This window comes from Arthrobacter sp. MAHUQ-56 (assembly GCF_019710585.1).
In the GTDB taxonomy this organism is placed as follows: domain Bacteria; phylum Actinomycetota; class Actinomycetes; order Actinomycetales; family Micrococcaceae; genus Arthrobacter.
In genome coordinates this window covers 243508-265282 of sequence record NZ_JAIFZQ010000016.1, presented here as the reverse complement: position 1 = coordinate 265282, position 21775 = coordinate 243508, and the positions used below count along the sequence as shown (strand labels likewise).

19 protein-coding genes and 3 tRNA genes are annotated in these 21775 nt (G+C 67.7%); 7 read left to right on the top strand and 15 right to left on the bottom strand.

What is annotated here, in order from left to right; genetic code table 11:
* Positions 1-2: 2 nt before the first annotated feature.
* Entirely contained in the window at positions 3-1295 is a 1293-nt protein-coding gene (locus K4G53_RS09175; RefSeq protein WP_221385389.1) for an ABC transporter substrate-binding protein, read from the bottom strand.
* Positions 1296-1435: 140 nt separating this feature from the next.
* On the opposite strand from K4G53_RS09175, the gene K4G53_RS09170 reads away from it, so the two are divergent.
* Entirely contained in the window at positions 1436-3241 is a 1806-nt protein-coding gene (locus K4G53_RS09170; protein WP_221385388.1) for a glycoside hydrolase family 13 protein, read from the top strand.
* A gap of 60 nt (positions 3242-3301) precedes the next feature.
* Here K4G53_RS09170 and K4G53_RS09165 read toward each other — a convergent pair whose 3' ends face one another.
* The 9 genes from K4G53_RS09165 to K4G53_RS09125 all read right to left on the bottom strand — a co-directional run bounded on the left by K4G53_RS09165 (position 3302) and on the right by K4G53_RS09125 (position 8306).
* Entirely contained in the window at positions 3302-3913 is a 612-nt protein-coding gene (locus tag K4G53_RS09165) for a hypothetical protein (protein ID WP_221385387.1), read from the bottom strand.
* Positions 3910-4548, bottom strand: a complete 639-nt coding sequence (locus K4G53_RS09160; protein ID WP_221385386.1) for a hypothetical protein — start codon at positions 4546-4548, stop codon at positions 3910-3912. Before K4G53_RS09160 ends, K4G53_RS09165 begins: the two co-directional genes overlap by 4 nt.
* A complete protein-coding gene (locus K4G53_RS09155; protein WP_221385385.1) occupies positions 4545-4925 on the bottom strand; it encodes a hypothetical protein in 381 nt (126 codons plus the stop codon). The genes K4G53_RS09160 and K4G53_RS09155 overlap by 4 nt, the downstream gene beginning before the upstream one ends.
* Positions 4922-5113: a hypothetical protein gene (locus tag K4G53_RS09150; RefSeq protein WP_221385384.1), complete on the bottom strand. Its 192-nt coding sequence runs from the start codon at positions 5111-5113 to the stop codon at positions 4922-4924. Before K4G53_RS09150 ends, K4G53_RS09155 begins: the two co-directional genes overlap by 4 nt.
* A complete protein-coding gene (locus tag K4G53_RS09145) occupies positions 5110-5565 on the bottom strand; it encodes an Asp23/Gls24 family envelope stress response protein (RefSeq protein ID WP_221385383.1) in 456 nt (151 codons plus the stop codon). The genes K4G53_RS09150 and K4G53_RS09145 overlap by 4 nt, the downstream gene beginning before the upstream one ends.
* A gap of 172 nt (positions 5566-5737) precedes the next feature.
* Positions 5738-7333, bottom strand: coding sequence for a glycoside hydrolase family 68 protein (locus K4G53_RS09140; protein ID WP_221385382.1), 1596 nt, complete (start codon positions 7331-7333; stop codon positions 5738-5740).
* Between the two features lie 611 nt (positions 7334-7944).
* Positions 7945-8020: transfer RNA gene (locus tag K4G53_RS09135), tRNA-Phe, on the bottom strand.
* A 48-nt stretch (positions 8021-8068) separates the two neighbouring features.
* Positions 8069-8142, bottom strand: a tRNA-Asp gene (locus K4G53_RS09130).
* A 91-nt stretch (positions 8143-8233) separates the two neighbouring features.
* Positions 8234-8306: transfer RNA gene (locus K4G53_RS09125), tRNA-Glu, on the bottom strand.
* Positions 8307-8469: 163 nt separating this feature from the next.
* Between K4G53_RS09125 and K4G53_RS09120 the strand changes: the two genes are divergently transcribed.
* From K4G53_RS09120 to K4G53_RS09100, 5 genes are all read left to right on the top strand, one after another.
* Positions 8470-9486: a PHP domain-containing protein gene (locus K4G53_RS09120; protein WP_221385381.1), complete on the top strand. Its 1017-nt coding sequence runs from the start codon at positions 8470-8472 to the stop codon at positions 9484-9486.
* A 174-nt stretch (positions 9487-9660) separates the two neighbouring features.
* Positions 9661-10551, top strand: a complete 891-nt coding sequence (locus tag K4G53_RS09115) for a DMT family transporter (RefSeq protein ID WP_374226159.1) — start codon at positions 9661-9663, stop codon at positions 10549-10551.
* A gap of 9 nt (positions 10552-10560) precedes the next feature.
* Positions 10561-10989, top strand: a complete 429-nt coding sequence (locus K4G53_RS09110) for a metallopeptidase family protein (protein WP_221385379.1) — start codon at positions 10561-10563, stop codon at positions 10987-10989.
* Between the two features lie 10 nt (positions 10990-10999).
* On the top strand, positions 11000-11920 hold the full coding sequence (locus tag K4G53_RS09105) for a cation diffusion facilitator family transporter (protein ID WP_221385378.1): 921 nt from the start codon (positions 11000-11002) through the stop codon (positions 11918-11920).
* Positions 11921-12099: 179 nt separating this feature from the next.
* Positions 12100-13563, top strand: coding sequence for a C40 family peptidase (locus K4G53_RS09100; RefSeq protein WP_221385377.1), 1464 nt, complete (start codon positions 12100-12102; stop codon positions 13561-13563).
* A gap of 51 nt (positions 13564-13614) precedes the next feature.
* Here K4G53_RS09100 and K4G53_RS09095 read toward each other — a convergent pair whose 3' ends face one another.
* The 5 genes from K4G53_RS09095 to K4G53_RS09075 form a co-directional block, all read right to left on the bottom strand.
* Positions 13615-14505: an ABC transporter permease gene (locus K4G53_RS09095; protein ID WP_260323451.1), complete on the bottom strand. Its 891-nt coding sequence runs from the start codon at positions 14503-14505 to the stop codon at positions 13615-13617.
* The gene (locus K4G53_RS09090) at positions 14495-15562 is read right to left on the bottom strand and encodes an ATP-binding cassette domain-containing protein (RefSeq protein WP_308287854.1); all 1068 of its coding nucleotides are present in this window, start codon (positions 15560-15562) and stop codon (positions 14495-14497) included. Before K4G53_RS09090 ends, K4G53_RS09095 begins: the two co-directional genes overlap by 11 nt.
* Positions 15563-15586: 24 nt before the next feature.
* Positions 15587-16681, bottom strand: coding sequence for a hypothetical protein (locus tag K4G53_RS09085; protein ID WP_221385376.1), 1095 nt, complete (start codon positions 16679-16681; stop codon positions 15587-15589).
* A 149-nt stretch (positions 16682-16830) separates the two neighbouring features.
* Positions 16831-19647 carry a PEP/pyruvate-binding domain-containing protein gene (locus K4G53_RS09080; protein ID WP_221385375.1) on the bottom strand — a complete coding sequence of 939 codons (2817 nt, stop codon included), beginning with the start codon at positions 19645-19647 and terminating at the stop codon, positions 16831-16833.
* A 33-nt stretch (positions 19648-19680) separates the two neighbouring features.
* The gene (locus tag K4G53_RS09075) at positions 19681-20721 is read right to left on the bottom strand and encodes a universal stress protein (protein ID WP_221385374.1); all 1041 of its coding nucleotides are present in this window, start codon (positions 20719-20721) and stop codon (positions 19681-19683) included.
* Positions 20722-21146: 425 nt separating this feature from the next.
* Between K4G53_RS09075 and K4G53_RS09070 the strand changes: the two genes are divergently transcribed.
* Positions 21147-21770, top strand: coding sequence for an FAD-dependent monooxygenase (locus K4G53_RS09070; RefSeq protein WP_221385605.1), 624 nt, complete (start codon positions 21147-21149; stop codon positions 21768-21770).
* Positions 21771-21775: the final 5 nt, after the last annotated feature.

Below are 21775 nucleotides of genomic sequence, written 5' to 3'. Positions count from 1 at the left end.
AACTACGATCCCGCACCGGCGGATTCGATGGACTTCTGCATGTCGGAAAGTGCTGATTCCACTGACTTCTCTCCCTTGATAGCGGAGTATGCGTTGTCTTGGATTGCCTTGGTGACAGCCGGGTAGAAAGGCGTTACCGGACGCGGAACCGCGTTCTCGATGGACGTCTTCAGGACCGGCAGGTAGGGCAGCTTGGCTACCAGTTCCTGGTCCTCGTAGAGCTTGCCCAGGACCGGAGCAAGGGAACCCTGCGTAGCGTAGAACTTCTCAGTTTCCTCGGAGGTCATGAACTTCAGGAAGTCCAGGGCCGTGGCCTTGTTCTTGGAGTAGACGCTGACCGCCAGGTTGTGGCCGCCGAGCGACGATGCACCGGGGCCATCCTTGCCCGGCAGGGCCGCCAGGCCGGTCTTGTCCTTCACCGCGGACGAACCTTCAGTGGTGATCAGGTTGAAGGCGTAGGGCCAGTTGCGCAGGAACAGGAGCTTGCCGCTCTGGAATGCCTGGCGGCTGTCCTCTTCCTTGTAGGTGATGGCTTCCTTGGGGATGTTGCCGTCAGCGTAGGCCTTCGCCAGGTTCCCGAGGCCGGCCTTGGCCTCGGCCGTGTTCAGGTTGGGCTTGCCATCCTTGTTAAGGACGGAGCCGCCGGCCGAGTTGATGGCTTCGGAGGCGTTCACGGTGAGGCCTTCGTACTTGCTGAACTGGCCCGCGTAGCACCCGATGTTGTTCGCCTGGGCAATGGAGCACATGCCCATCATCTCGTCCCAGGTCTTGGGCGGGGTGGGGACCAGGTCCTTGCGGTAGTAGAGGATGCCGCCGTCGGAGGTCTGCGGGGCAGCGTACAGGGTGCCCTTGTAGGTTGCGCTGTCCACGGTCGGCTTGAGCATGGCGCTGGTGTCGATCGCCATCTTGTCCTTCAGAGGCTGCAGCCAGCCCTTGGCTGCAAACTCCGCGGTCCACACGACGTCCACATCCACAACGTCGTAGTCGGACTGCTTGGCCTGGAAGTGCTGGACGATGTCGTCGTGCTGCTGGTCTGCCTGGTCGGTCTGTTCCTTGAAGGTGACCTTTTCATTGGGGTGGGCGGCGTTCCACTTATCCACGAGGGGCCGGACGACGTTGCTGTTGTCTTTGCCCTGGACGTAGGTGATGGGCCCGCGGCCGTCGAGGTTGGCGTCAGCGTCGCTGCCTCCACCGCCACCGCTGGTGCCCCCTCCACCTCCGCCGCCACAGGCGGACAACGTCAGGGCCAGAATGCCGGCAGTGGCAGCCGGAAGCAGGAATCTAGGGGTTTTCATTAGCTTGAAGCTCCTCGCTGAGTGACAAGTAAGTCGACAGTGCGCTTGCTAGGTGAGGTTGATGTGGTGACCATCACACTAGTAAGGTTGCTGTGACCAATGCAAGCGTTTACATCAAAAAGTTATCTGAGGGGAACCAAATGTCCAACCCGCCCGTTCCCGCAGCGTCCGGGGCGTCGAGCCCCTGGTGGGCCGACGCCGTCGTCTACCAGATCTACCCCCGTTCCTTCGCGGACGGTAACGGTGACGGGATGGGCGATCTGCGCGGGGTGATGGACCGGCTCCCCTACCTCGAGCAACTGGGAGTCGACGCCATCTGGCTGTCCCCGTTCTACCAGTCGCCGCAGGCCGACGGCGGATACGACGTTGCGGACTACCGCCAGGTGGACCTCCTCTTCGGTTCGCTGGCCGACTTCGATGCGATGTTGCAGGATGCCCACCGCCGCGGGATGAAGGTCATTGTGGACCTGGTGCCAAATCACACTTCCGACGAGCATGCATGGTTCCAGGCAGCCCTCGGTGCACTCCCGGGGAGCCCGGAACGGGACCGCTACATCTTCCGGGAAGGCAGGGACGAAGTTTCGGGCTCCGGGGATGGGAAGCGGGCGCCAAACAACTGGAAGTCCGTGTTTGGCGGCCCTGCCTGGAGCCGCGTGACCGAAGCTGACGGCTCCCCCGGCCAGTGGTACCTCCACCTCTTCGATACCAGGCAGCCGGACCTGAACTGGGAGAACCCCGACGTCCAGGAGGAGATGCGGGCCGTGCTGCGCTTCTGGCTGGACCGTGGCGCGGATGGGTTCAGGGTGGACGTCGCCCACGGCCTGGTGAAGGAGGCAGGGCTTCCCGACTGGGAAGGGGTAGCCGCGATGGTGGAAGGCACCGCCGGGCCCCGCCCGGACGGCCACCTGCCCGGTGACGCCCCCGGCGCCCACACCGATGCCGAGGAACCGCACCGTGCCGTTTCCCCGATGTATCCCCCCTCGCCGTTCTTCGACCAGGACGGCGTTCACGACATCTACCGGGACTGGCACCGTGTCCTGGACGAATACGGCGGCGACCGGATGATGGTGGCAGAGGCGTGGGTGGAACCGGCCGAACGCCTGGCCCGGTACGTCCGTCCGGACGAGATGCAGCAGGCCTTCAACTTCGACTTCCTGCTGGCAGGCTGGGATGCCGAACGCATGTCCGAAGCCATTGAAGCGTCCTTGGCGGCGGCAGCGTCGGTGGGTGCTCCCAGCACCTGGGTGCTGAGCAACCATGACACCGTCCGGCACGCCTCCCGGTTCGGGCTCAAGGACCCCACCACCTTTCCCAAGGGCATAGCGGCCGACGACGAACAGCCAGATGCCGCCCTGGGCCTGGCACGGGCCCGCGCCGCCACCCTGGTTGCGCTCGCGCTCCCCGGGTCTGCGTACATATACCAGGGCGAAGAACTGGGGCTGCCGGAGCACACCACGCTCCCGGCCGAGGCGAGGCAGGACCCCACCTTCTTCCGCACGCGGGGCGCGGAAACCGGACGGGACGGATGCCGGGTCCCGCTGCCCTGGGCAGAGGGCCAGCCCGGATTTGGCTTCTCCATCACGCACGGCGGCCCTGCCGCCGAGCCGTGGCTTCCGCAGCCGGAAAGCTTCGGCCCGCTCGCCGCCGACCAGCAGGACGGCGAGGAAGGCTCAACCCTGGAGCTGTACCGGGCCGCGATCAGGTTCCGGTCAGCCAGGCGCCTGGGCCTGGGATCCCTGGAGTGGACGGACGAGCATGCCCCGGACAGCGGCCTGCTGGCGTTCCGGAACGGGGACGTCCTGGTGGTGGCCAACATGGGGTTCGCTTCGGCTCCGGTGCCCGAGGGATACTCGGTGGCGCTCTCCAGCGGTCCCGAACCCGCCGAAGACTGGGCGGGGATGCGGGAGGTTCCCGTGGACTGCACTGTCTATCTGCAGCCGGAGTAGCTGGCCGAGGCGGCACAGCCGGGTGAGGCCACCGGAGGCTGCACAGCGGAAGTAACCCGCTCAGCGCACGCGCTCGGCCCGGCCGAAGCGGGTCCGGGCACCGGCTCCGATATGGATCAGGACGGGTGTCTCCTTGCCCACGACGGATTCCAGGGCATCCAGGAGCCCGGACACCTCGGCGGCGAGCAGGTGCGGCGCCACCCCCTGCCGCGGCATCAGCCGGACTTTCAGCGCGGGCGAGCCCTTGACTTCGTAGGTGGTAACGGCAGCGCCGGCGAGGTCAGGGCGCCCTTCCAGGGCGTGCTTGAGGGCCTGTTCCGCCACCCCGCCGCCGATCCGGACGTCGCCGGGAATGTCACCTGGATCGTATTCGGCGGCGAGCAGGTTGGATCGGCCCTTGCCCTGCTGGGCCACCCAGGCAACCATCAGCCCGATCAGCACCAGCAGCGCCAGCGCAATGACGATCCACAGCCAACTCTCGCTCCGCCCCGGGAACCGGGTTGAGTTAAAGGCCTGGCTGGCTCCGCTCCACAGGCCACCCGACCAGTCATGCCACCAGGGGCCCACCGCCGGTACGGTGGCCAGCAGCACCAACAGGACGCCGGCCGCCAGCAGGATCAGGCCCAAAACAGCGAGCAGGATGCGGTTAAGCAGTGCGGGTGTGCTGTTCATGCCCCGATCACCCCGGACGACGTCACGTTAACCTGGACTTCGGGATCGGGATCGAGCATCATGTGGTCCAGTTCCTCGCGGACAGCCGCCAGCACCACGTCCTGGTTCACCGGAACGCCGGACGTGGGGCGGACATTCACCAGCACCGTACGCTGGGAGACCACCACCATGACCTGTTCCGGGGTGACGTTGGCCGCCAGCCGCGCCCGGCGGGCCAGCGAGGACGCGATGACTTCATCATCCACGACTACGGCCGGAAGGCCCTCCCCCTCCGCGCCCAGCAACCGGTGGCGGGCACGCCTTCCGGGCAGGATGCCGTTGAGGAGGAATATCAGTCCGAGCATGGCCAACACCGCGCCGATGGCGGCCAGCAGCAGCGACGGCATACCTGCTGGAAGATCCACGATGCGCTGAGCAGCCACCTGGGGCTCGATCAGCCAGGCCGGCTGGCCCACGGCGTGCACTCCGGCCTCAAGAACCCCGTAGGCGGCCAGCACCATGACCAGGATGGCAGCAGCCGTTGCTACCGCCGCCCGTGACGAGTGGGTTTCGCGGTACAGGATCCGGCGCATGTCCGGCCCCTGGCCTTTCCGGTGACGGGTGTCCTGCGGGCGGTTTTCGACGCTGCTGCTCACTGCACCCTTCCTCCGTGGCTGATCCTTGCTCCGCTGATGCGGATGTCCACCCGGCTCAACCGGGAACCGCTGAGTTCCGAGACGGTTGCCAGGATGCGCGCTTTGGCCGCAACCGTGCGGTCCCAAATGGAACCTCCGGCCGCCGTGACTTTTGACGGATCAAGCTGCACGGACGGCAGCGGCGGGATGCTGATGGGCATGACGAGGGACAAGGCCAGCAGGCCGTCGTCGTCCGACCACTCGGCCCGCACGTCCTGTGGCTCGACGCCAAGTGCGTGGGCAGCGGCCACCTTGGCGAGGCTGGTAAGTGCCTGGGTGCTGATCCGGTTGTGGCCGCTGAACGCCTGCCCCCCGGCAGCCGGCGCGGGCGCGCTCATGAGGACGAGCGCCGGCCGGTGATGGCGTCGAACACGCCGCGCAGGTCCAGCTTCCCTTCCGCAGCGCGGCCCAGGAGGGCGCCGATGGCCATGAAGAGCAACGAAACGAGGAAGCCCCAGAGCCCGAACTGCAGGGACATGAATGCCACGAAGGCCCCCAGCGCGGTGCCGGCCACAGTGAGGTTCACAGCAGCGCCTCCCTTTCGGAAGCACCGGAGGCGGTGGTTTTGACCGGGGGCGGCACGTAGACATCGGTAATTTCGACGTTCACCTCGATGACCTGCAGCCCCACCAGTTCCTCAACGGCACGGTAGACGGCGGCACGGACCTCGTTGGCCAGTGAGTGCAGGGGCGTGCCGTAGCTTGCCACCAGGCTGATGTCCACGGCCACCTGGGTTTCGCCGACCTCGGCGTGGACCCCGGCGGCGTGGTCCGAGCTTCCGACGGCGTCGCGGATCGCTCCCAGCGCACGCGACGGCCCCGAGCCCAGGGAGTAGACGCCGGGAACGGCCCGGGCCGCGATCCCTGCCACCTTGGCGACGGCTGTCTCGGAGATGACGGTGCGGCCCAGGCCAGGCACCGGGTTGCCGGCAGGACGGCGCTGCACCACGGCATCGGGTTGTGGGTTCTGGTATTCCATCAGGCACTCCCCCTTCTGTTGCTTCCACCCTATCCCTAGCCTGCGACAGATGTGCTGGAAACTCAGACGGCGTGGCAACGGGAAGCGCAGCTGCCGCTTTAAAATGACCCAGGCGGGGAAGCCCCCAAGGACATCCCCGCCTGGGCGGTGTGTTGCAGCAATCAGTGGCAGCCTACTTGTAGTGGCCTTCGCCGCCGACCCTGACGTTGGTGGGCAGGTAGCCGAACGGGCCGAGGCCGTTCTGGCCGAAGCTGCGGTCAACCTGGGTCACACCGTTTTTGAAGTTGATCTTCACGGTCGGGGACAGCGACCCGCCGCGCACGCCGTTGACGTTGTCGATGAACGACTGCACCAGGCCGCCCGGCTGCACGTAGTGCGAGTAGGCCTGGAACTGGCGTCCGTTCTGCTGGCCCGAGATGGTCCCGCTCGGGTTGTTCGCGGGCAGGTTCAGGTCCGTCGGGGAACCGAGGGCCAGGCCGGAGTTGTTGACGGGCTGGAAGTCGGAGCGGACGCCGTCGCCAACGAAGCCGTAGACGCCGTCGGGGCCGCGCATGCCTGCCGCGTAGGTGAACTGGTGGCTGATCGTGTACAGGTAGTACTTGTTCTTGCCGTTTTCGTTCTGGATGAAGATCTGCGGACGCTCGGTCTGGTCGTTCACGCAGTTGGCGGAGAGGATCGGCGGCAGGAAGGACCATTTGGTCAGGTCCTTGTTGTCAGCCACTGCCAGGCCCACGTTCGCAGTCTGGTAGTGCGCGCCGCTGTTCTGGACGTCGGTGACGCTCTCAGCGTGGGGGTCGCCCGGCCGGTAGCCCAGGTCCTCGCCCTTGCACTGGTAGTCGCCGCGGTTGCCGGCGGTGTTGCCCTCGAAGACCATGAAGGTCTTGCCCGGGTGGGCGGGGTCGGCAAAGGTGTACGGGTCGCGGAACGCGAAGCCCGGGTTCTGCGCCTTGGTCTGGTACATCTTTCCGTCCGGCTCCAGCAGCTTGGTGTGCTCGAAGCCGTCGAAGGTCACACCGTTCTGGTCGGCGTGGATGTTGCCCAGGGCCTTGGCAATGGCTGCGTCCGGGGCGATGCCGCCGCCGCCTGCGTTGCGCTCAGCCACGTCGTAGAAGGTGGTGGCGGTGTAGAAGACGTTGACGTGGTTGCCCTGCATCAGGCGGGTGGAACCGGACCACTCCGTGTTGCCGATGGAGGTGTTGTCAAGGAACAGGTGTCCGCCGTAGTTCCACTTGTCCTTGGCCGGATCGGCGTTGGTCTTGCGGAAGAAGTAGCCGATCCGGGCATTCCAGTGGCGCTGGTCGAAGCCGTATCCGGCGTGGCGGTCAGCGACGAGGGAGAAGACGACGTCCCAGCCCTTGTAGCTGATCTGGTTGGCGTTCTCGTCCGTCAGGGACCAGGTGTCCCAGACCCAGACGTCGTCATTCATGGCCGGGAAGTCCTCGGGGATTTCCGGCATGGAGACATCCGGGCTCATCGAGTTCTGGCCCGGCGCGACATTGGGGTTGCTCTGCGCCATGATCTGCTTGGCATCCGCGCGGGTCCACTTGGAAGTGAAGTCCGACGCCGGATCGAAGGCCTGCTGCGTGTGTTCGGTGGGGAGCGCGAACCCTGGAGTGGGCGCCGGCAGCTCCTGGCTGGCCGGCGGATCCGCCGGCTCATTGGCCTGGGCGGAGGGGACGGCCAGGAAGGCGGAGGCCGCTACGGCCGCTGCCAGTGCTGCGGCGGCAGGGCGCCACCGCAGCATCCGGTTGTGGGGGTGCTTGTGCATTATTGCTCTTCTCGCGGAGTGGTAACTGTTCGGGGAAGACGGGCGGATGCCCTTGGCCCTCGGCCACTCCGGCGGCCCCAACACCGCAGGCGGCATCGGGGACGCCGTTGTGTGTCGAGGAAGCAGGGCCTGGGTAGGACCCTGGGAACACCCGGGAAGGACAAGCCATCCCGGGCCGCGATCCACGCTAGGCGGCCTCCGGTGGGCATTTCAAACCGTGTTTCGACGGGCAAAACCAGCTACCCACCAGTAGCGTGCAAGCGCTTACGCAAGCCAACACGTGCGCGTGCCACAACGGTTTGGCATGAGTCAAATGTTTCGTGGGCGTTCAAATTTTTTAGTCAGCAAGCGATGGATTGTTGCGTTGGCCACTTCCGGATCATGCTGCCGGCGGCGTTGCGGCGCATCATCAGAAGCTTGTTCGCAGGGCCGGACATTCAAGATTCTGACTGGCGAACGGGCTTAGGATTCAGGGTTTTGGCCAGGGGGGCCGGCCGCACGCACCATGTCGTCAGCCGCATTGGCGGGGCGCCTCGTCCCACGCCCCGCGATGGAGGGGATTCTGGTTAAAAGAAGAAAAGCACCAGTTCCGAAGAACTGATGCTTCCCAGTGGTGGCTCCGACCGGCGTCGATCCGGTGACCTTTCGATTTTCAGTCGAACGCTCTACCAACTGAGCTACAGAGCCTAGGTGACTAGTCACCATGAGAGCCGGAATTGCTTCCAACAATCAGAGCGACCCTGACGGGACTTGAACCCGCGACCTCCGCCGTGACAGGGCGGCGCGCTAACCAACTGCGCTACAGGGCCTTGCGTTTCTTGCTTCAGCAGTATCTCTACCGCTTTTTTCAAGGCTTCCAGCCTACCAGACTTTTTTAGCCTGTTTGACCAGTTCCTTGCGTACCCCCAACGGGATTCGAACCCGTGCCGCCGCCGTGAAAGGGCGGTGTCCTAGGCCGCTAGACGATGGGGGCCAGAACCGTTCGGAACAAAATAAAAGGCGTAAAGCGGGGCTTTGCGTCTTTGTCCTTTGCGTTTCTCCGAACTGGACTCAACAACTATAGGGGCTAACGGGGAATAATCCAAAATCGGCCGAAAACACCGCCAACAGGCCGGCCCGAGGGTGAAGATGGACGGATGGATGCCGTTGCAGCGCTCAATGAGATTGCTTTCTGGCTGGAGCGCGGACGCGCCGCCACGTTCAAGGTCCAGGCCTTCCGGAAGGCGGCGGCGGCCATCAGTGCCCTGTCCCCTGACGAGGTGGCCGAACGCGCCCGGACGGGCCGGTTGAAATCCATGAAGGGCATCGGGGACCGGACGTTCGCGGTGATCCGGCAGGCAGTGGACGGGCAGGTCCCGGACTATCTGGCCGACCTCCGCGAAAAAGGTGCCCAGCCGCTGGCCTCCGGCGGAACCGGCATCAGGGAAGCACTCCGGGGCGACCTGCACAGCCACAGCGAGTGGTCCGACGGCGGCTCCCCCATCGAACTGATGGTGGACGCCGCGGGCGTGCTGGGCCGGGAGTACCTCGCCCTGACCGACCACTCCCCCAACCTCACGATCGCGAACGGCCTGTCCGCCGGGCGGCTTCTTGACCAACTGGACGTGGTGGAATCCCTCAACAGCAACGGCAACCGCACACGGCTCCTGACCGGGATCGAGGTGGACATCCTCGAATCCGGCGAACTCGACCAGGAACCCTACCTGCTGGACCGCCTGGACATCGTGGTGGCCAGCGTCCACTCGAAGCTCCGCGCAGACCGCAAGACCATGACCAAGCGAATGCTGGGCGGCATCACGGACCCGCACACCAACATCCTGGGCCACTGTACGGGGCGCCTGGTGGAGGGCGGCCGCGGAACACGGCCGCCCTCGGAATTCGATGCCGGGGAAGTATTCGCGGCCTGCGCGGAACACAACGTCGCGGTGGAGATCAATTCGAGGCCGGAGCGGCAGGACCCGCCTGATGCGTTGATCCAGCTGGCCCTGGAGGCAGGGTGCCTGTTTTCGATCGACAGCGATGCCCACGCACCCGGGCAGCTGGATTTCCTGCAGTACGGCGCCGAACGCGCAGCCCGCAACGGTGTTCCGGCGGAGCGCATCATCACCACCTGGCCCGTGGAAAAACTGCTCGGCTGGGCGTCGACAAAGTAGGGCACCAGCAGGCAGGGCTGGAGAACCAGGCACCGACGACGTGGCCGATTTCCGCCAGTGGAGGTTTCCGCCGCCGGTTACATTGGCTTCATGCCCTCCTCCGAAGCCCCACGCCAATCATTGACTGCCACGCCTTCCCCGCCCTCCCCCGTCAAGGCGCTGGGAGTGGCGGCCATGGCGGTCACCGTCGTGCTGTGGGCTTCGGCTTTCGTGGGCATCCGCGCCATCGGCCCGAACTTCTCACCCGGCTCCCTGACGCTCGGCCGGCTGGCGATTGCCGCCGTCGTCCTGGCCTTCCTGGTCCTGCCCCAGCTGTGGAAGAGCCGGACGCTGCCCCGGGGCCGTGAATGGCTGCCCATCCTCGCCTACGGCGTGATGTGGTTCGGCGGCTACAACGTGGCGTTGAACGCCGCGGAGCACGTCCTGGACGCCGGGACCAGCGCCCTGCTGATCAATGTGAATCCCATCCTGGTGGCCATCATGGCCGGGATCTTCCTCAAGGAAGGCTTCCCGCGGTGGCTGCTGATCGGAAGCACGGTTGCCTTCGCCGGGGTTGCCCTGATCGCCCTGGGATCCGGACAGCCCCGCAACGCGGGGGAAAGCGCGACGGCGGACCTGGCGGGTGTGGCGCTTTGCCTCCTTGCCGCCGTGCTCGCCGCAGTCAGCGTCATCATCCAGAAGCCCGTAGTGCGGAAGATCCCCGCCGCCCAGGCGACCTGGTTCGGGATCGTGGTAGGTGCGGTGTGCTGCCTCCCCTTTGCCGGACAGCTGGTGTCCGAGCTCCAGGCCGCTCCGCCGCAGGCCACGTGGGCGCTGGTATACCTGGGTGTGTTTCCCACAGCCATCGCGTTCACCACCTGGGCGTACGCGTTGTCCCTCGTAGACGCCGGAAAGCTCGCCGCTACCACCTATCTGGTTCCCGGAACCACCGTGCTGATCTCGTGGCTCCTGCTGGGCGAGATCCCCACCGCCTGGGGCCTCGTCGGCGGCGTGGTGTGCCTGGTGGGGGTGGCACTGACCCGGCGGCGGACCCGGCCGCCACGCAACCGGCAGCTCCGGGGCTAGAGTCGGGGTATGCCAGCCAACCTTCCGCCGGGCCTGCCCATCATCCCCGGCGGCCCGCACGAGCCTCCCGGCTTCAGCATGTCGGCGGACGAGTTCGAGGCCGCCGTCGAGGACGCCCTGCAGAGCATTCCGGAGAAGCTGGCACGTGCCATGGACAATGTGGCCGTGTTCATCGAGGACGACTACGTGCCTGGTCCTGGCGAAGATCCCGAAACCGTGCTGCTGGGACTGTACGAAGGGGTCCCGCTGACCGAACGCGATGCCTGGTGGGACGCCGGCTCCCTCCCGGACCGCATCACCATCTTCCGCGAACCCATCCTGGACATCTGCGGCTCACGGGATGATGTCATCCATGAGGTGGCCGTGACGGTGGTCCACGAAATCGCGCACCACTTCGGCATTTCCGACGAACGGCTCCACCAGCTGGGCTGGGGCTAGCCTTGTAAGCATGGGACACGACCACAGCCATGCGCACGGCATCACCGCCACCGGCAGGCACCGGAAGCGCCTGCTGGCCGTCCTGGGTATCACACTGGGCGTCGTCGTCATCCAAATCGTTGGTTCCGTCCTGTCCGGGTCGCTCTCCCTGCTGGCGGACGCCGGCCACATGCTCTCTGACGCGGCGGGCGTCACCATCGCCCTGCTGGCGACGTGGATCGCGGGACGACCGGCGAGTGACCAACGGACGTACGGCTACCAACGGGCCGAAGTGCTCGCCGCACTGGCCAACGCACTCGTCCTGATCGTGATCGCAGTGGTCATTTTCACGGAGGCAGTCAGGCGGTTCGGGGCGCCGCCGGAGGTGCAGACGGGCATCATGCTGTTTGCCGCCATCCTCGGCGCTGTAGCCAACCTGGTGTCGTTGTTGATCCTGCGCGGAGCACAGGAGGAAAGCCTGAACGTCCGGGGCGCCTACCTGGAAGTGCTGGGTGACCTGCTGGGGTCGGCCGCGGTCATCGTCGCGGCGCTGGTCATTATGCTTACCGGCTTCGAGGCGGCGGACACCATTGCTTCCGTCCTGATCGCGCTGCTGATCCTGCCGCGGGCCTGGAGTCTGCTGCGGGACGTGGTGGACGTCCTCCTCGAGGCCAGCCCCAAGGGCGTGGAGGTGCAGATGATCCGGGAGCACATCCTGTCCGTCGACGGCGTCACCGATGTGCACGACATCCATATTTGGACCATCACCTCCGGCGTCCCCGTCTTCTCGGCCCATGTGGTGGTGGAGGACGGGGTGCTCAACGCCCGGGGCGCCGACCAGCTCCTGGACAAGCTCATCAGCTGCCTTGGCTCGCACTTTGACACCGACCACTGCACGTTCCAGCTGGAACCTGCCAGCCACTCCGAGCACGAGACCCATCAGCATGCGTGACCGCGACACGCGGCGGCGAGCGTCCGTCGAAATGACACAGTTGTGGTTTATGTTATTGATGTGACTGCTGTTGCTAAAGTGCAAAAGCTCACGTAGCCTCGGACTGCTGGCGGGCAGCTGAGGGGCACACTCGTGCCAAATCCAGGATCTCCCAGCCTTACGTTGCGAGGTCTTTGCAGATGGCTTTATCCGGACTGGGACGCAGGACGGCCGTGCTGTGCGCCGCCGTCGTACTTTTTGCCTCCGCCACAGCGCCGGCATCCGCTGTGGCGGCGCTGCCACCTGCCTCTGCTGTCCCTGCGTCGCCTGGCATTCCATCGCCGGAGGACATTGCCGCAGCGAAGGCCAGCGAGGCCGCCACGGCAGACCAGGTGACGGCGATCGAGCGCATCCTTGCTGACGCGGCAGCGGCCCAGCAGGCCTCGTTCGCGGTAGCCATGCAGGCCAACAACGCCTACAGCGAGGCGCTCGTGGAACTGCAACAGAGGACCGGCGCAGCCTCGCTCGCCACCGCGCGGGCTTCCGCCGCACGGGAGCAGCAGGATAAGACCCGGAAGCAGGTAGGCCAGCTGGCCGGGGATCTGTACCGCAATGGCGGCCTGAACCCCACCCTCGGAACCCTCGCCAGCGGCGGCGAGAGCCTGCAGCAGGCGGCCACGCTCGAGGCACTTTCGGCCAGCCGCAGCCGCGCCTTTGACGCTGCAGACGCGGCCGCCACCGCGTACCGCTCCCTGACCGCGGCCGCCGAGGACGCCAGCAAGGCCGCGGATGACGCTGCCAGGACCGCGGAGCAGCGCAAGACCCAGGCGGAGCAGGCCAATGCCGCGCAGGCGAAGGCCGTGGCCGATGCGAAGGCCCAGCGGACGGTCCTGGTGGACCAGTTGGCGCAACTCCGCAACACCACGGTGGCGCTGGAGTCGGCCCGGGTGGATGCCCTGGACCGGCAGCGCGAAGAGGCCAGGCTCGCGGCGCTCTCCGCGGCTGCGGACAAAGCGGCTGCCGACAAGGCGGCGCAGGCCCAGGCGGCCGGGGATGCAGCAGCGGGGAATACTGCAGCGCCGCGGAATTCCCCCGCACAAGGCGCGGCACCAGTCGCGCCTGTCCCGGCACCGGCTGCTCCCGCACCTCCTGCCCCGGGCCCGGCACCTGCTGTTCCTGCGCCGGCTGCCCCTGCACCCGTGGCACCCGCGCCTGTAGCCCCTGCGCCGGCTCCTGCCCCCGTTGCCCCCGCCCCCGTTCCTGCCCCCGCGCCGGCGCCGCCGACCGGGACCGGCTCGTACGAAGTGGCCATCTCCGTAGCCCTTGGAAAGGTTGGCGCACCGTACTACTACCAGTGGGGCGGCACGGGCCTGTACGGCTTTGACTGCTCAGGGCTGGTCCAGAACGCCTTCGCGGCGGCCGGGACCTATCTTCCGCGCACGGCCACCCAGCAGTACGCCGCAGCCCCGGTACACGTTCCCATCTCGCAGGCCCGCCGTGGCGACCTGGTGGTGTGGGGTTCGGCGGGCAACTTCTACCACGTGGCCATCTACCTGGGGAACGGACAGGTGGTTCAGGCGCTGAATCCGCAGGAGGGCATCACGGTGTCGTCCATCAGTTCCATGGTGGGGATGGACCTCTACCCGTACGCAGCCCGGTACTGAACCGCCCCTGGGAGGCCGGTTTCCGCGAACCGGCCCCAGTGAGTCCGTGCCTCAGCTCAGGATGTCCTTGCTGACGAAGCGGCCGTAGGCGAGCGCGCCGAACACCACGATGTATCCGGCTTGGAGCAGGGCGTTGCTGGCAAACGAGTCCCACAGCAGCGGCTGGCGCAGCATGTCGCCGAACCCCAGCCAGTAGTGGCTGAACAGCCAGGGGTGCAGCCACTCCAGCTGGGGAAGCTGGTCCAGTACCTGCGAGACCACCGACACCACCACGGTGGCCGCCATGGCACCGACGGGAACCACGGTCAGGGTGGACAGGAAGAGCCCTATGGCGGAAAGACCAGCCAGGGACACAGCGAGGTACGCAGCGATCAGCACAATGCGGAGGGCGGCTTCGGGCGGCTGGACCACGCCCCCGGAAAGCAGCGTCACAGGGCCCACCGGGAAGAGTGCCGCCCCAATCGCCGCCCCGGCAAGGCCCACGGCCAAGGGTGCCACCAGGCCAAAGGCGAGCGCGCCGGCGTACTTGACCAGGAGCAGCCGCACCCGCCCGGCCGGTGCCACGAGCAGGTACCGCAGGGTCCCCAGGTTCGCCTCCCCCGCGATGGTGTCCCCCGCCACCACCCCCACCGCGAGTGGCATGAACAGGGGGACTGAAACCAACATGGCCGTGAAGGCGACAAACAAGCCGTTCTGGGTGATCCGGTCCAGGAAAGCAGGCCCGCGCCCGGGCGGGACCGGCGAGGAAACCCGCACGGCGATGGCGATGAGCACCGGGATGGCAGCCAGCGCCAGCAGCAGCGCCCAGGTCCGACGCCGGCCGAACAACACCTTCAGTTCCGAGCCCAGCAGGGAGAGCCCGGAGCTGCGCGGTGCGGGCACCGGTGCGGGCCGGGCTGCTGCGTCCGCATCCGGGGTATCGGCGGGTACGCTACTGGGCAACGTCGAATCCTTCCCCCGTGAGGGCAACAAAGCGGTCTTCCAGGCTTTCACGCTCGACGGCGAAGCCCCGGACGCGGACGCCGGCGTGGACAAGCTGCGCCACCACTTCCTCCGGGAGGAGAGCGGATCGCCCGGCCTGCCCATCCAGCCTGCCCTGCCCATCCAGCCCGCCCTGCCCGTCCAGCCCGGCGACAATGCTTTCGCCGTCCGGCTGCCCCAGCGCCTGCCCCTGCGCCGACGGCGCTGCCCGCCCTGAAAGGTCCGGTCCCGCGCCCGGCTCCGCGTCCAGGCCAAGCCGTGCCAGCACCTGCCGTGCCCGGCCGCCGTCGGGGGTGACAAGCCGGATCCGGGTGTTTCCTGCCTGCCGCAGTTCTGCCAGCGGCCCCTGGGCCACCAGCCTGCCGGCGCTCATCACGGCAGCATGGGTACACATCTGGTCCACCTCGGCCAGCAGGTGGCTGGACACGAAAACGGTGGTTCCCTCGTGGGCCAGTGACCGCACCAGGTGGCGGACCTCGCGGGTCCCCTGCGGGTCCAGCCCGTTGGTGGGCTCGTCCAGCACCAGCAGGTCACGCGGCGAAAGCAATGCGTTGGCTATCCCCAGGCGCTGCTTCATCCCCAGGGAATAGGCGTGGACGCGCTTCGCCGCTGCATGCCCCAGGCCGACGCGTTCCAGGGCCCGCTCCACCCGCGCCTTGCGCGTGGCAGGGACGGTCTGGGGGCTGGCGGAATCGAGCCGGTGGAGGTTCGCCGCGCCAGAGAGAAAGGGATAGAACGCGGGGCCCTCCACCAGGGCACCGACGCGCGGAAGCACCTCATGGAGCCTGCCCGGCATCTCCAGGCCGAGCAGGCTCACCGTGCCCGCAGAGGCGGCCGCAAGGCCAAGCAGCATCCGGATGGTGGTTGTCTTGCCGGATCCGTTGGGGCCCAGGAATCCGAACACCGATCCATGCGGAACGGCCAGGTCCACGCGGTCCACGGCGAGCTGCTGGCCAAACCGCTTGCTCAGGCCGTGTGTCTCGACCGCCAAGCCGGCGGGCCCCAACGCCACGCTCACTGTGCCATGCTCACTGCGCCGTTCTCACTGGGCCCCAGCTGCCACGGCCTGGAGCCTTTCCGGCGGCACCATCCCGGCAAAGATGCGGCCGTCGTCCATGATGAGCACGTTCAGCAGCGCGGTGGAGAGCAGGTGCCCGCCGGGAACGACGACGGCGGCCTGGGACAGGAGCGGATCGCGCAGCAGCGTTTCAGCGGGCGAGCCGGAGGAAGCCTGGGCGGGCAGGCCCACCACGGCATCCCAGGACTTGCCCGTCACGGAGGGGTGGCCGTTGGCTGCCATCTGCGCGAAGAATTGTTCGGGCGTGATGGCCATGCCGGGCTCGTGGAAGCTGGCGGGCAAATGGGACTTATCCGGGACCTGGATCTCCTTGACGGTACTGCCCGGCGGTGGGGCAAAGGTGAACAGCGACGGGTCCGGGGCGTCAAGGGAAAGGCTGGTGAAGCCGGAACGGAAGGCGGGCTTGTCGGCTCCGCGGGCGGTCACCTGGACGGAGAGGGGCATCCCGCTCTTGCCGTCAACGGCGACGGCTACGCGGCCCACCAGGGTTGCATCTGTCCGCGGTTCAAGGACCAGGTTGTAGGCTGCCCGGCCGGCGACAGCTACGTCCGGGCCGACCGTAACGGCCGTGGTGGGCTCAACCTTCGCCAGCAACTTCCGGGCCAGCTCGCCGGGAGTGGGCATGGCGTGCATGCCACGCCCGTCATCCGGGCGGGCGGTGTCCCCGGCGTGTGCAGGGAGGGCCAGGTGTGCCGCACTGTTGTCCTTCGATGAGTAGAACCACACGTCGTTGCCGTGGTGTATCACGTCCCGCTCGGCCAGTTGGTCCACCACCTGCAGACGGGCATTGTCTTTGCCGTCCACGTAGATGCGGGCGGTGTGGTCTCCGGACAGCAGTTCGATCACCGAGGCTGCACCGCCGGCGGACGCCGGCCCGGTGGGCTTCCCTGCGGCGGGCAGTTCGGGCAGTCCCAGTTCCGAGGACTGCTCCACGGTCCCGGAGAAGGACTGCACCTGGTGGCTGGCCAGCAGCTCAAGCACCTGCGCCGGGGTCTTGGCGGGAAGAGGGTCACCGGCGCTTGCGGGGATGGACCCGGCCAGGACACCCGCGGCGATCACTACTGGCGCCGCGGCAGCAGGTAGCCACCGAAGCCATGCCCGGCGGCCTAACGTGCTCCCTCGCTGGAGCTGTTCACTGGAACCCGGTCCGTTGGAGCCCATAGGTCAAGCGTACGCCGGTGCAGGCGGTCCATACCCGCAGGAACCCCCTAATCCTGCAGTGCTGCCGCACGCTCCCGCACGACGGTCCCCGATCCGCCGTCGACCGTTATTGTTTGTCCGGTGGCTATCACACGGGTGGCGCCCGGTACGCCCACGACGGCAGGAATGCCATATTCCCTCGCAACCACCGCGCCGTGCGAATTGGGGCCGCCCATCTCCATCACCAGGCCGCCCGCCGTCAGGAACAGCGGTGTCCACCCGGGGTCCGTGGACGGGGCAACCAGGATCTCCCCCGGCTCAAGGCGGGCGCCCACAGGGTCCAGGATGACGCGTGCCCGTGCGGTCACCGTCCCCGCGGAGGCCGGGCTGCCCGTGAGGGTTCCTTCGGCGGCATTCCCGACGGCGGCCCGCACCGCTTCGGGTTCCGTTCCGTCCGAGAGCAGCACCCTGGGGATGTGGCGGCGCCCGAGCTCACGGTCGTAGTCCCCACGCCGCGCCGCCACGAGCGGCCGCAAGTCCGGGACCGGCGTTCCTGCATCTCCCGTGTTCGCTGCGGTCCCAACGGTCCCGGTAAGTGCCTGCCGGACTTCGTCGAAGGCCAGGAAGAACACGTCATCCGGCCGCTCGAGCCTGCTTGAGTCCGCCAGTTCCGACCCCACCAGGAGTATCTGCCGGCGGACCTCCGCCAGGCCCACCACGAGCTGGTATTTGGGCAGCTCCCGGAGGCCGGCGAACAGCCGCGCCCTGCGCAGCGCGCCCCGCACCAGCATTCCCCGGACCCTGCCACGGGCGGCGGCGCGGGCGACGAGCAACTCCACCTGCGCTTCCGCTTCCTCCGCTGCCTTGCTGAACTGCACGTCGGGCGCGAGGGCAGGGTTGTCCAGCCGCAGATAGTTGGCCAGGATGCCCAGGATGTGCGCCGGTTCCTCCGACCAGCGCGGCTGTCCCACGTCGATTTCGGCCACGGCCCGGTGCCCGTACCTCTCCAGGAACCGGGTCAGCCCGGCCTCCAGGCGGGCCGGCAGCTGCCCGGCGCGGAAAGCTTCCGCCAGGACGGCCGTGTCCCCGGCCATCAGGGCGCTGCGTGACTGGGCGTCGTCCCGGATCGCCTCCGCAAGATGCCACAGCTCCAGGTCCATCTGCGTGGTGATGTTGTTCGGCAGGCCGCGGATCACCGGCTGCAGTTCATTCCACGGGTTTCCGCCCAGCAGTTTTCCCGCCACGCCCAGCATGGCGAACCCCAGCGCTGGAAGGGGAAGAACGGCCGGAACAATCAGGAACAGGCGTGAGCCCAACAGTGACTCGGCGTGGTCAAGGCGCGCCTGCGGGGCGGCCCCATCGTCAAGGACAAGGGAGGCATCGAATTCCCTGGTGAAGCGGTCCAACCGCCGGAGGGCCGCCTCCGGCCGGACCAGCGCACGCAGGAGGGTGGCGGGAACCCTGGCGCGGGCTGCCACGGGCGCCACGTGGCGCAGCAGCCCGAAGGGTGTCCCCGTAGTCACCGAAAACGCCGGATCTTCGAACAGTTGCCGCATGACCGCCGCTGTCCGGGCCTCCATGATGTCGAAAACCCGGGGAACGATCCGGCGGCCCACGGCGCTGCGTATGGGAGTGGTGAAGTCGACGTAAATCCGCTGCCCGGCCTCGGCGTAGGGCGACGGTCCGCGCCTCGGGTCAGGCACAGGGAAGCCTGCGGCCATGGCGACGGAAGAGGCGATAAGGCGGACAGACGCAAGGCCCATCGGCGTGAGTGGCCGGGTGAGCCCCTGGGCGAGGCTGAAGCAGAGGTAGGCCCGGGTGCCGCCGACAGGCTTCCCGCCGGCAGGAAGGTTGCCCGCGGCGCCGTTGCTCTTCGGGACCGGGTAGAGCGTGGTGATCGGCCTGGACTGCGTGAGCCACAGGGCGCCGGCACTGTCAATGGCCCATTCGGTGTCCTGCGGGGCGCCAAAATGCGCTTCGGCCTGCTGCCCCAGCCGCACCAGCCCGGCCACCTGGGCATCCGTCAGGCACGGAGTCCCGCCGGCTGCGCGCGACTCCCTGACCTCCGTCCCGCCGCCGGGAAGGGGCCGGATCTCCATGCCCTTGTCGCCGGTCTTCCGTTCCAGCACCTTGCCGGTCAGTGCATCCACCACGAAATGGTCCGGGTTGACGGCCCCGGACACCACGGCTTCGCCGAGCCCCGGGCTGGCGTCGATGACAGTCTGCCGCCGGCTGCCGGTGAGGGGATTCGCCGTGAACATGACCCCCGCCGTGTCCGCATCCACCATCCGCTGGACCACCACGGCTAGGGCCACACCGGCCGGATCCATCCCCAGGCCGGCCCGGTACGCGGCCGCCCGGTCAGTCCACAGCGAGGCCCAGCATTTCTGGACGGCGTCGAGGAGCGCAGGCACCCCCACCACGTTGAGGTAGGTCTCCTGCTGGCCGGCGAAGCTTGCGAACGGCAGGTCTTCAGCAGTGGCCGAGGACCGGACCGCCACCGGCACATCCGGTCCGAGTGCCGCATAAGCCTGCGCCACCGCGCCGGAGACTGCTGCCGGAACGGGCGCCGCCAGGACGGCCGCGCGGGCCGCTCCCGCCAGGCCGCTCACGTCAGGAGGTTCCTTGGCGTCCGCATCCCCTGCGGCTCTGAGGGCGGCGTAGACGGCGGCCAGCCCGGGAAGCACGGTTCCCGAGCCGGAGACCACCTCCCGGTAGGCCGTGGTGGTGAGGCAAAAGCCTTCCGGGACGGGCAGGCCCGCAGCGAGCAGTTCCCCAAGGTTGGCCGCCTTGCCGCCCACCAGCGCGAGCATTCCGGCGTCGAGCCTGCGCAGGTCCAGGACAAGCCCACCGGGCTCGCCGCCGGGTATCCCTTGCCGCTGCATGTCCGCAGTTCCTTGTGCGGGAACAGCGGCGGCTTAGGCGGCGTCTCCGAGCATCGGCCCGAAACGGGCACGGTCCGCAAGGCGCGGGTCTTCCCGGTCCGGCACCACCATGACCGGCCCCTTGGCGTGGTGGAGGACGCCGTCGGAGGTCGAACCAAGCAGCATGCCGGTGAAGCCGCCGCGGCCGCGGGTGCCCACCACCACCAGTTCGACGTGCCGGCTTTCCTCCACGAGCACGTCCACCGGCGAGCCGTCCTTGAGCTCGTAGTCGGCCTGGAGCCGGGGGTAGTGGCTGCGGAGCCACGCCATTCCGGCGTCCAGGGTGACCCGGATGTCGTCGAACAGCGCCTTCCGGTCCATCGGCGCGGGGACCCACGCCAGGGAACCGCTGTACTGGGGAACGGCGCAGACGACGCGGAGGGCGGCGCCGAGGCGCACGGCCTGGTCGGCGGCTTCCAGGACGGCAACCCGTGCCTGCTCCGAGCCGTCAACGCCGACCACCACGACGTTCTCCACCTGCCGGTGCCCGGCTTTGGCCTGCTCAGCCTTGATGCGCCGGTCCTCGGTGGTCTCGCCCAGCCGGTCCGCACAGAACAACGGGACGGTGACGGTGGGGCACTTGGCGTGTGCGGGCAGGGCGCTGCTCACCGAACCAAGGAGCCTGCCCACGAAACCCCCGCGCCCCCGCGTGCCCACCACCAGGAGTTCGGCGCTTCCGGACATCTCCAGCAGCACTCCCGCGGCGTCGCCGTTTTCCACCGAGGAACTGGCGTCGATGTCGTACGTGGAAACTTTCTCGAGGGCCTGCCTGGCGATTGCCTCGGCGCCTTCGCGGATGACGGAGTCGTCCACCGTGGCGTAGCCGCCGTCCAGGCCGGACGCGGCAAAGATCGGCACGGAGTAGGCGGTGACGATGTGCAGGGGACGACGGCGGCGCTGGGCCTCACGCGCGGCCCACACCAAGGCGCACTGGCCGTGTTCGGAGCCGTCAACGCCCACCACGATGCCCTCCGGAGCGGCCGATGCCCCACGACCGTCCTGTGCAGGGTCCGGATGCAACTCTTGTGCGCCCATGGGGGCCGCCTCCTCGCGTTACTGCCTGATGTTGCGGCTATTCTGCCAGAAAACGGGCCCCTCCCCGTGCACCCGGTCCGGAGCCGCAGCCGCGGGGAAAAACCTGCCTCCCAGTCCTCACTATTCTCCGTACCATGCGGCTTAGCAAGCGTGGTCAGGCCCGGGAAAGCGGGTTATCCACAGCCTCCGGGCCCTGGCACGGAAAGCGCCTTCACCCCGGGAAGAATCTTGGCGTTTTGGGCTACCCACGGGCGGGATTGTTCTGTAGTCTTCAGGACATTGTTGGTCCGGGACGCCGACTGCCACTTCCTGTCAGCACGCTCCCGGCCATGCGCTGCGGCCGTGCGTGGGGGCACCGGCAGGCGCGCCGGCGAGGATGCCGGCACCTGACGAAGCTTCGAAGGAGGGAAACTGTAGTGTCAAGCATGCCTGGGAGTGCCGGGACCGAACAGACCACCACTGTCATCATTGGCACGGGCCTGTCAGGGCTGGCTGTTGCCGCCGAATTGCGGCGACATGGAGTGGACTCCATTGTGGTGGACGGACTGGACCTCCTGGGCGCCGGGCAACCCGCGAACACTACCTCCCTGCAGCGCTGCGACGCCGCGGATTCGGACACCCTGCGCGAACGCAACGAGATCCTCCGCCACCTGCGCAACTATGCCGCCAGCCACAGCGTGGACATCCGGAACACAACCCGCGCGGTGCAGCTCACCATGCTGGGATCAGCGGACGGCACCGGTGCGCCGCAATGGCAGGTGCACACCCCTACGGGCGTCCTGGTGGCGGACCACATCGTCCTGACCCGATGCGCCCACAGCCAGTTGCGGCGCATGATCAACGACTTCGGCCTGTCGGTAGGCCGGAACGTGGCTGCGGCCATGCGGGCCATCGGCATCTACCTTGTGGGGGTCGGGGAGCTCATCACGCCCTCGCCCAAGGAAGTCCTTCGCCAGGCCAAAACCGTGGGCCAGGCGATCTCCGCCAGGGTCAACCCGAATGGCGGAGGGTTCCCGGCGACGGGAAGCCTTGCCATGCTGGGCTGCTGACGTCC

Excerpts from the sequence above, each read along its gene's own strand:
- K4G53_RS09175 (WP_221385389.1), bottom strand. The coding sequence starts at position 1,295 with ATGAAAACCCCTAGATTCCTGCTTCCGGCTGCCACTGCCGGCATTCTG.
- K4G53_RS09170 (WP_221385388.1), top strand. The coding sequence starts at position 1,436 with ATGTCCAACCCGCCCGTTCCCGCAGCGTCCGGGGCGTCGAGCCCCTGG.
- K4G53_RS09165 (WP_221385387.1), bottom strand. The coding sequence starts at position 3,913 with ATGAACAGCACACCCGCACTGCTTAACCGCATCCTGCTCGCTGTTTTG.
- K4G53_RS09155 (WP_221385385.1), bottom strand. The coding sequence starts at position 4,925 with ATGAGCGCGCCCGCGCCGGCTGCCGGGGGGCAGGCGTTCAGCGGCCAC.
- K4G53_RS09145 (WP_221385383.1), bottom strand. The coding sequence starts at position 5,565 with ATGGAATACCAGAACCCACAACCCGATGCCGTGGTGCAGCGCCGTCCT.
- K4G53_RS09140 (WP_221385382.1), bottom strand. The coding sequence starts at position 7,333 with ATGCACAAGCACCCCCACAACCGGATGCTGCGGTGGCGCCCTGCCGCC.
- K4G53_RS09120 (WP_221385381.1), top strand. The coding sequence starts at position 8,470 with ATGGATGCCGTTGCAGCGCTCAATGAGATTGCTTTCTGGCTGGAGCGC.
- K4G53_RS09115 (WP_374226159.1), top strand. The coding sequence starts at position 9,661 with ATGGCGGTCACCGTCGTGCTGTGGGCTTCGGCTTTCGTGGGCATCCGC.
- K4G53_RS09110 (WP_221385379.1), top strand. The coding sequence starts at position 10,561 with ATGCCAGCCAACCTTCCGCCGGGCCTGCCCATCATCCCCGGCGGCCCG.
- K4G53_RS09105 (WP_221385378.1), top strand. The coding sequence starts at position 11,000 with ATGGGACACGACCACAGCCATGCGCACGGCATCACCGCCACCGGCAGG.
- K4G53_RS09100 (WP_221385377.1), top strand. The coding sequence starts at position 12,100 with ATGGCTTTATCCGGACTGGGACGCAGGACGGCCGTGCTGTGCGCCGCC.
- K4G53_RS09080 (WP_221385375.1), bottom strand. The coding sequence starts at position 19,647 with ATGCAGCGGCAAGGGATACCCGGCGGCGAGCCCGGTGGGCTTGTCCTG.
- K4G53_RS09075 (WP_221385374.1), bottom strand. The coding sequence starts at position 20,721 with ATGGGCGCACAAGAGTTGCATCCGGACCCTGCACAGGACGGTCGTGGG.
- K4G53_RS09070 (WP_221385605.1), top strand. The coding sequence starts at position 21,147 with ATGCCTGGGAGTGCCGGGACCGAACAGACCACCACTGTCATCATTGGC.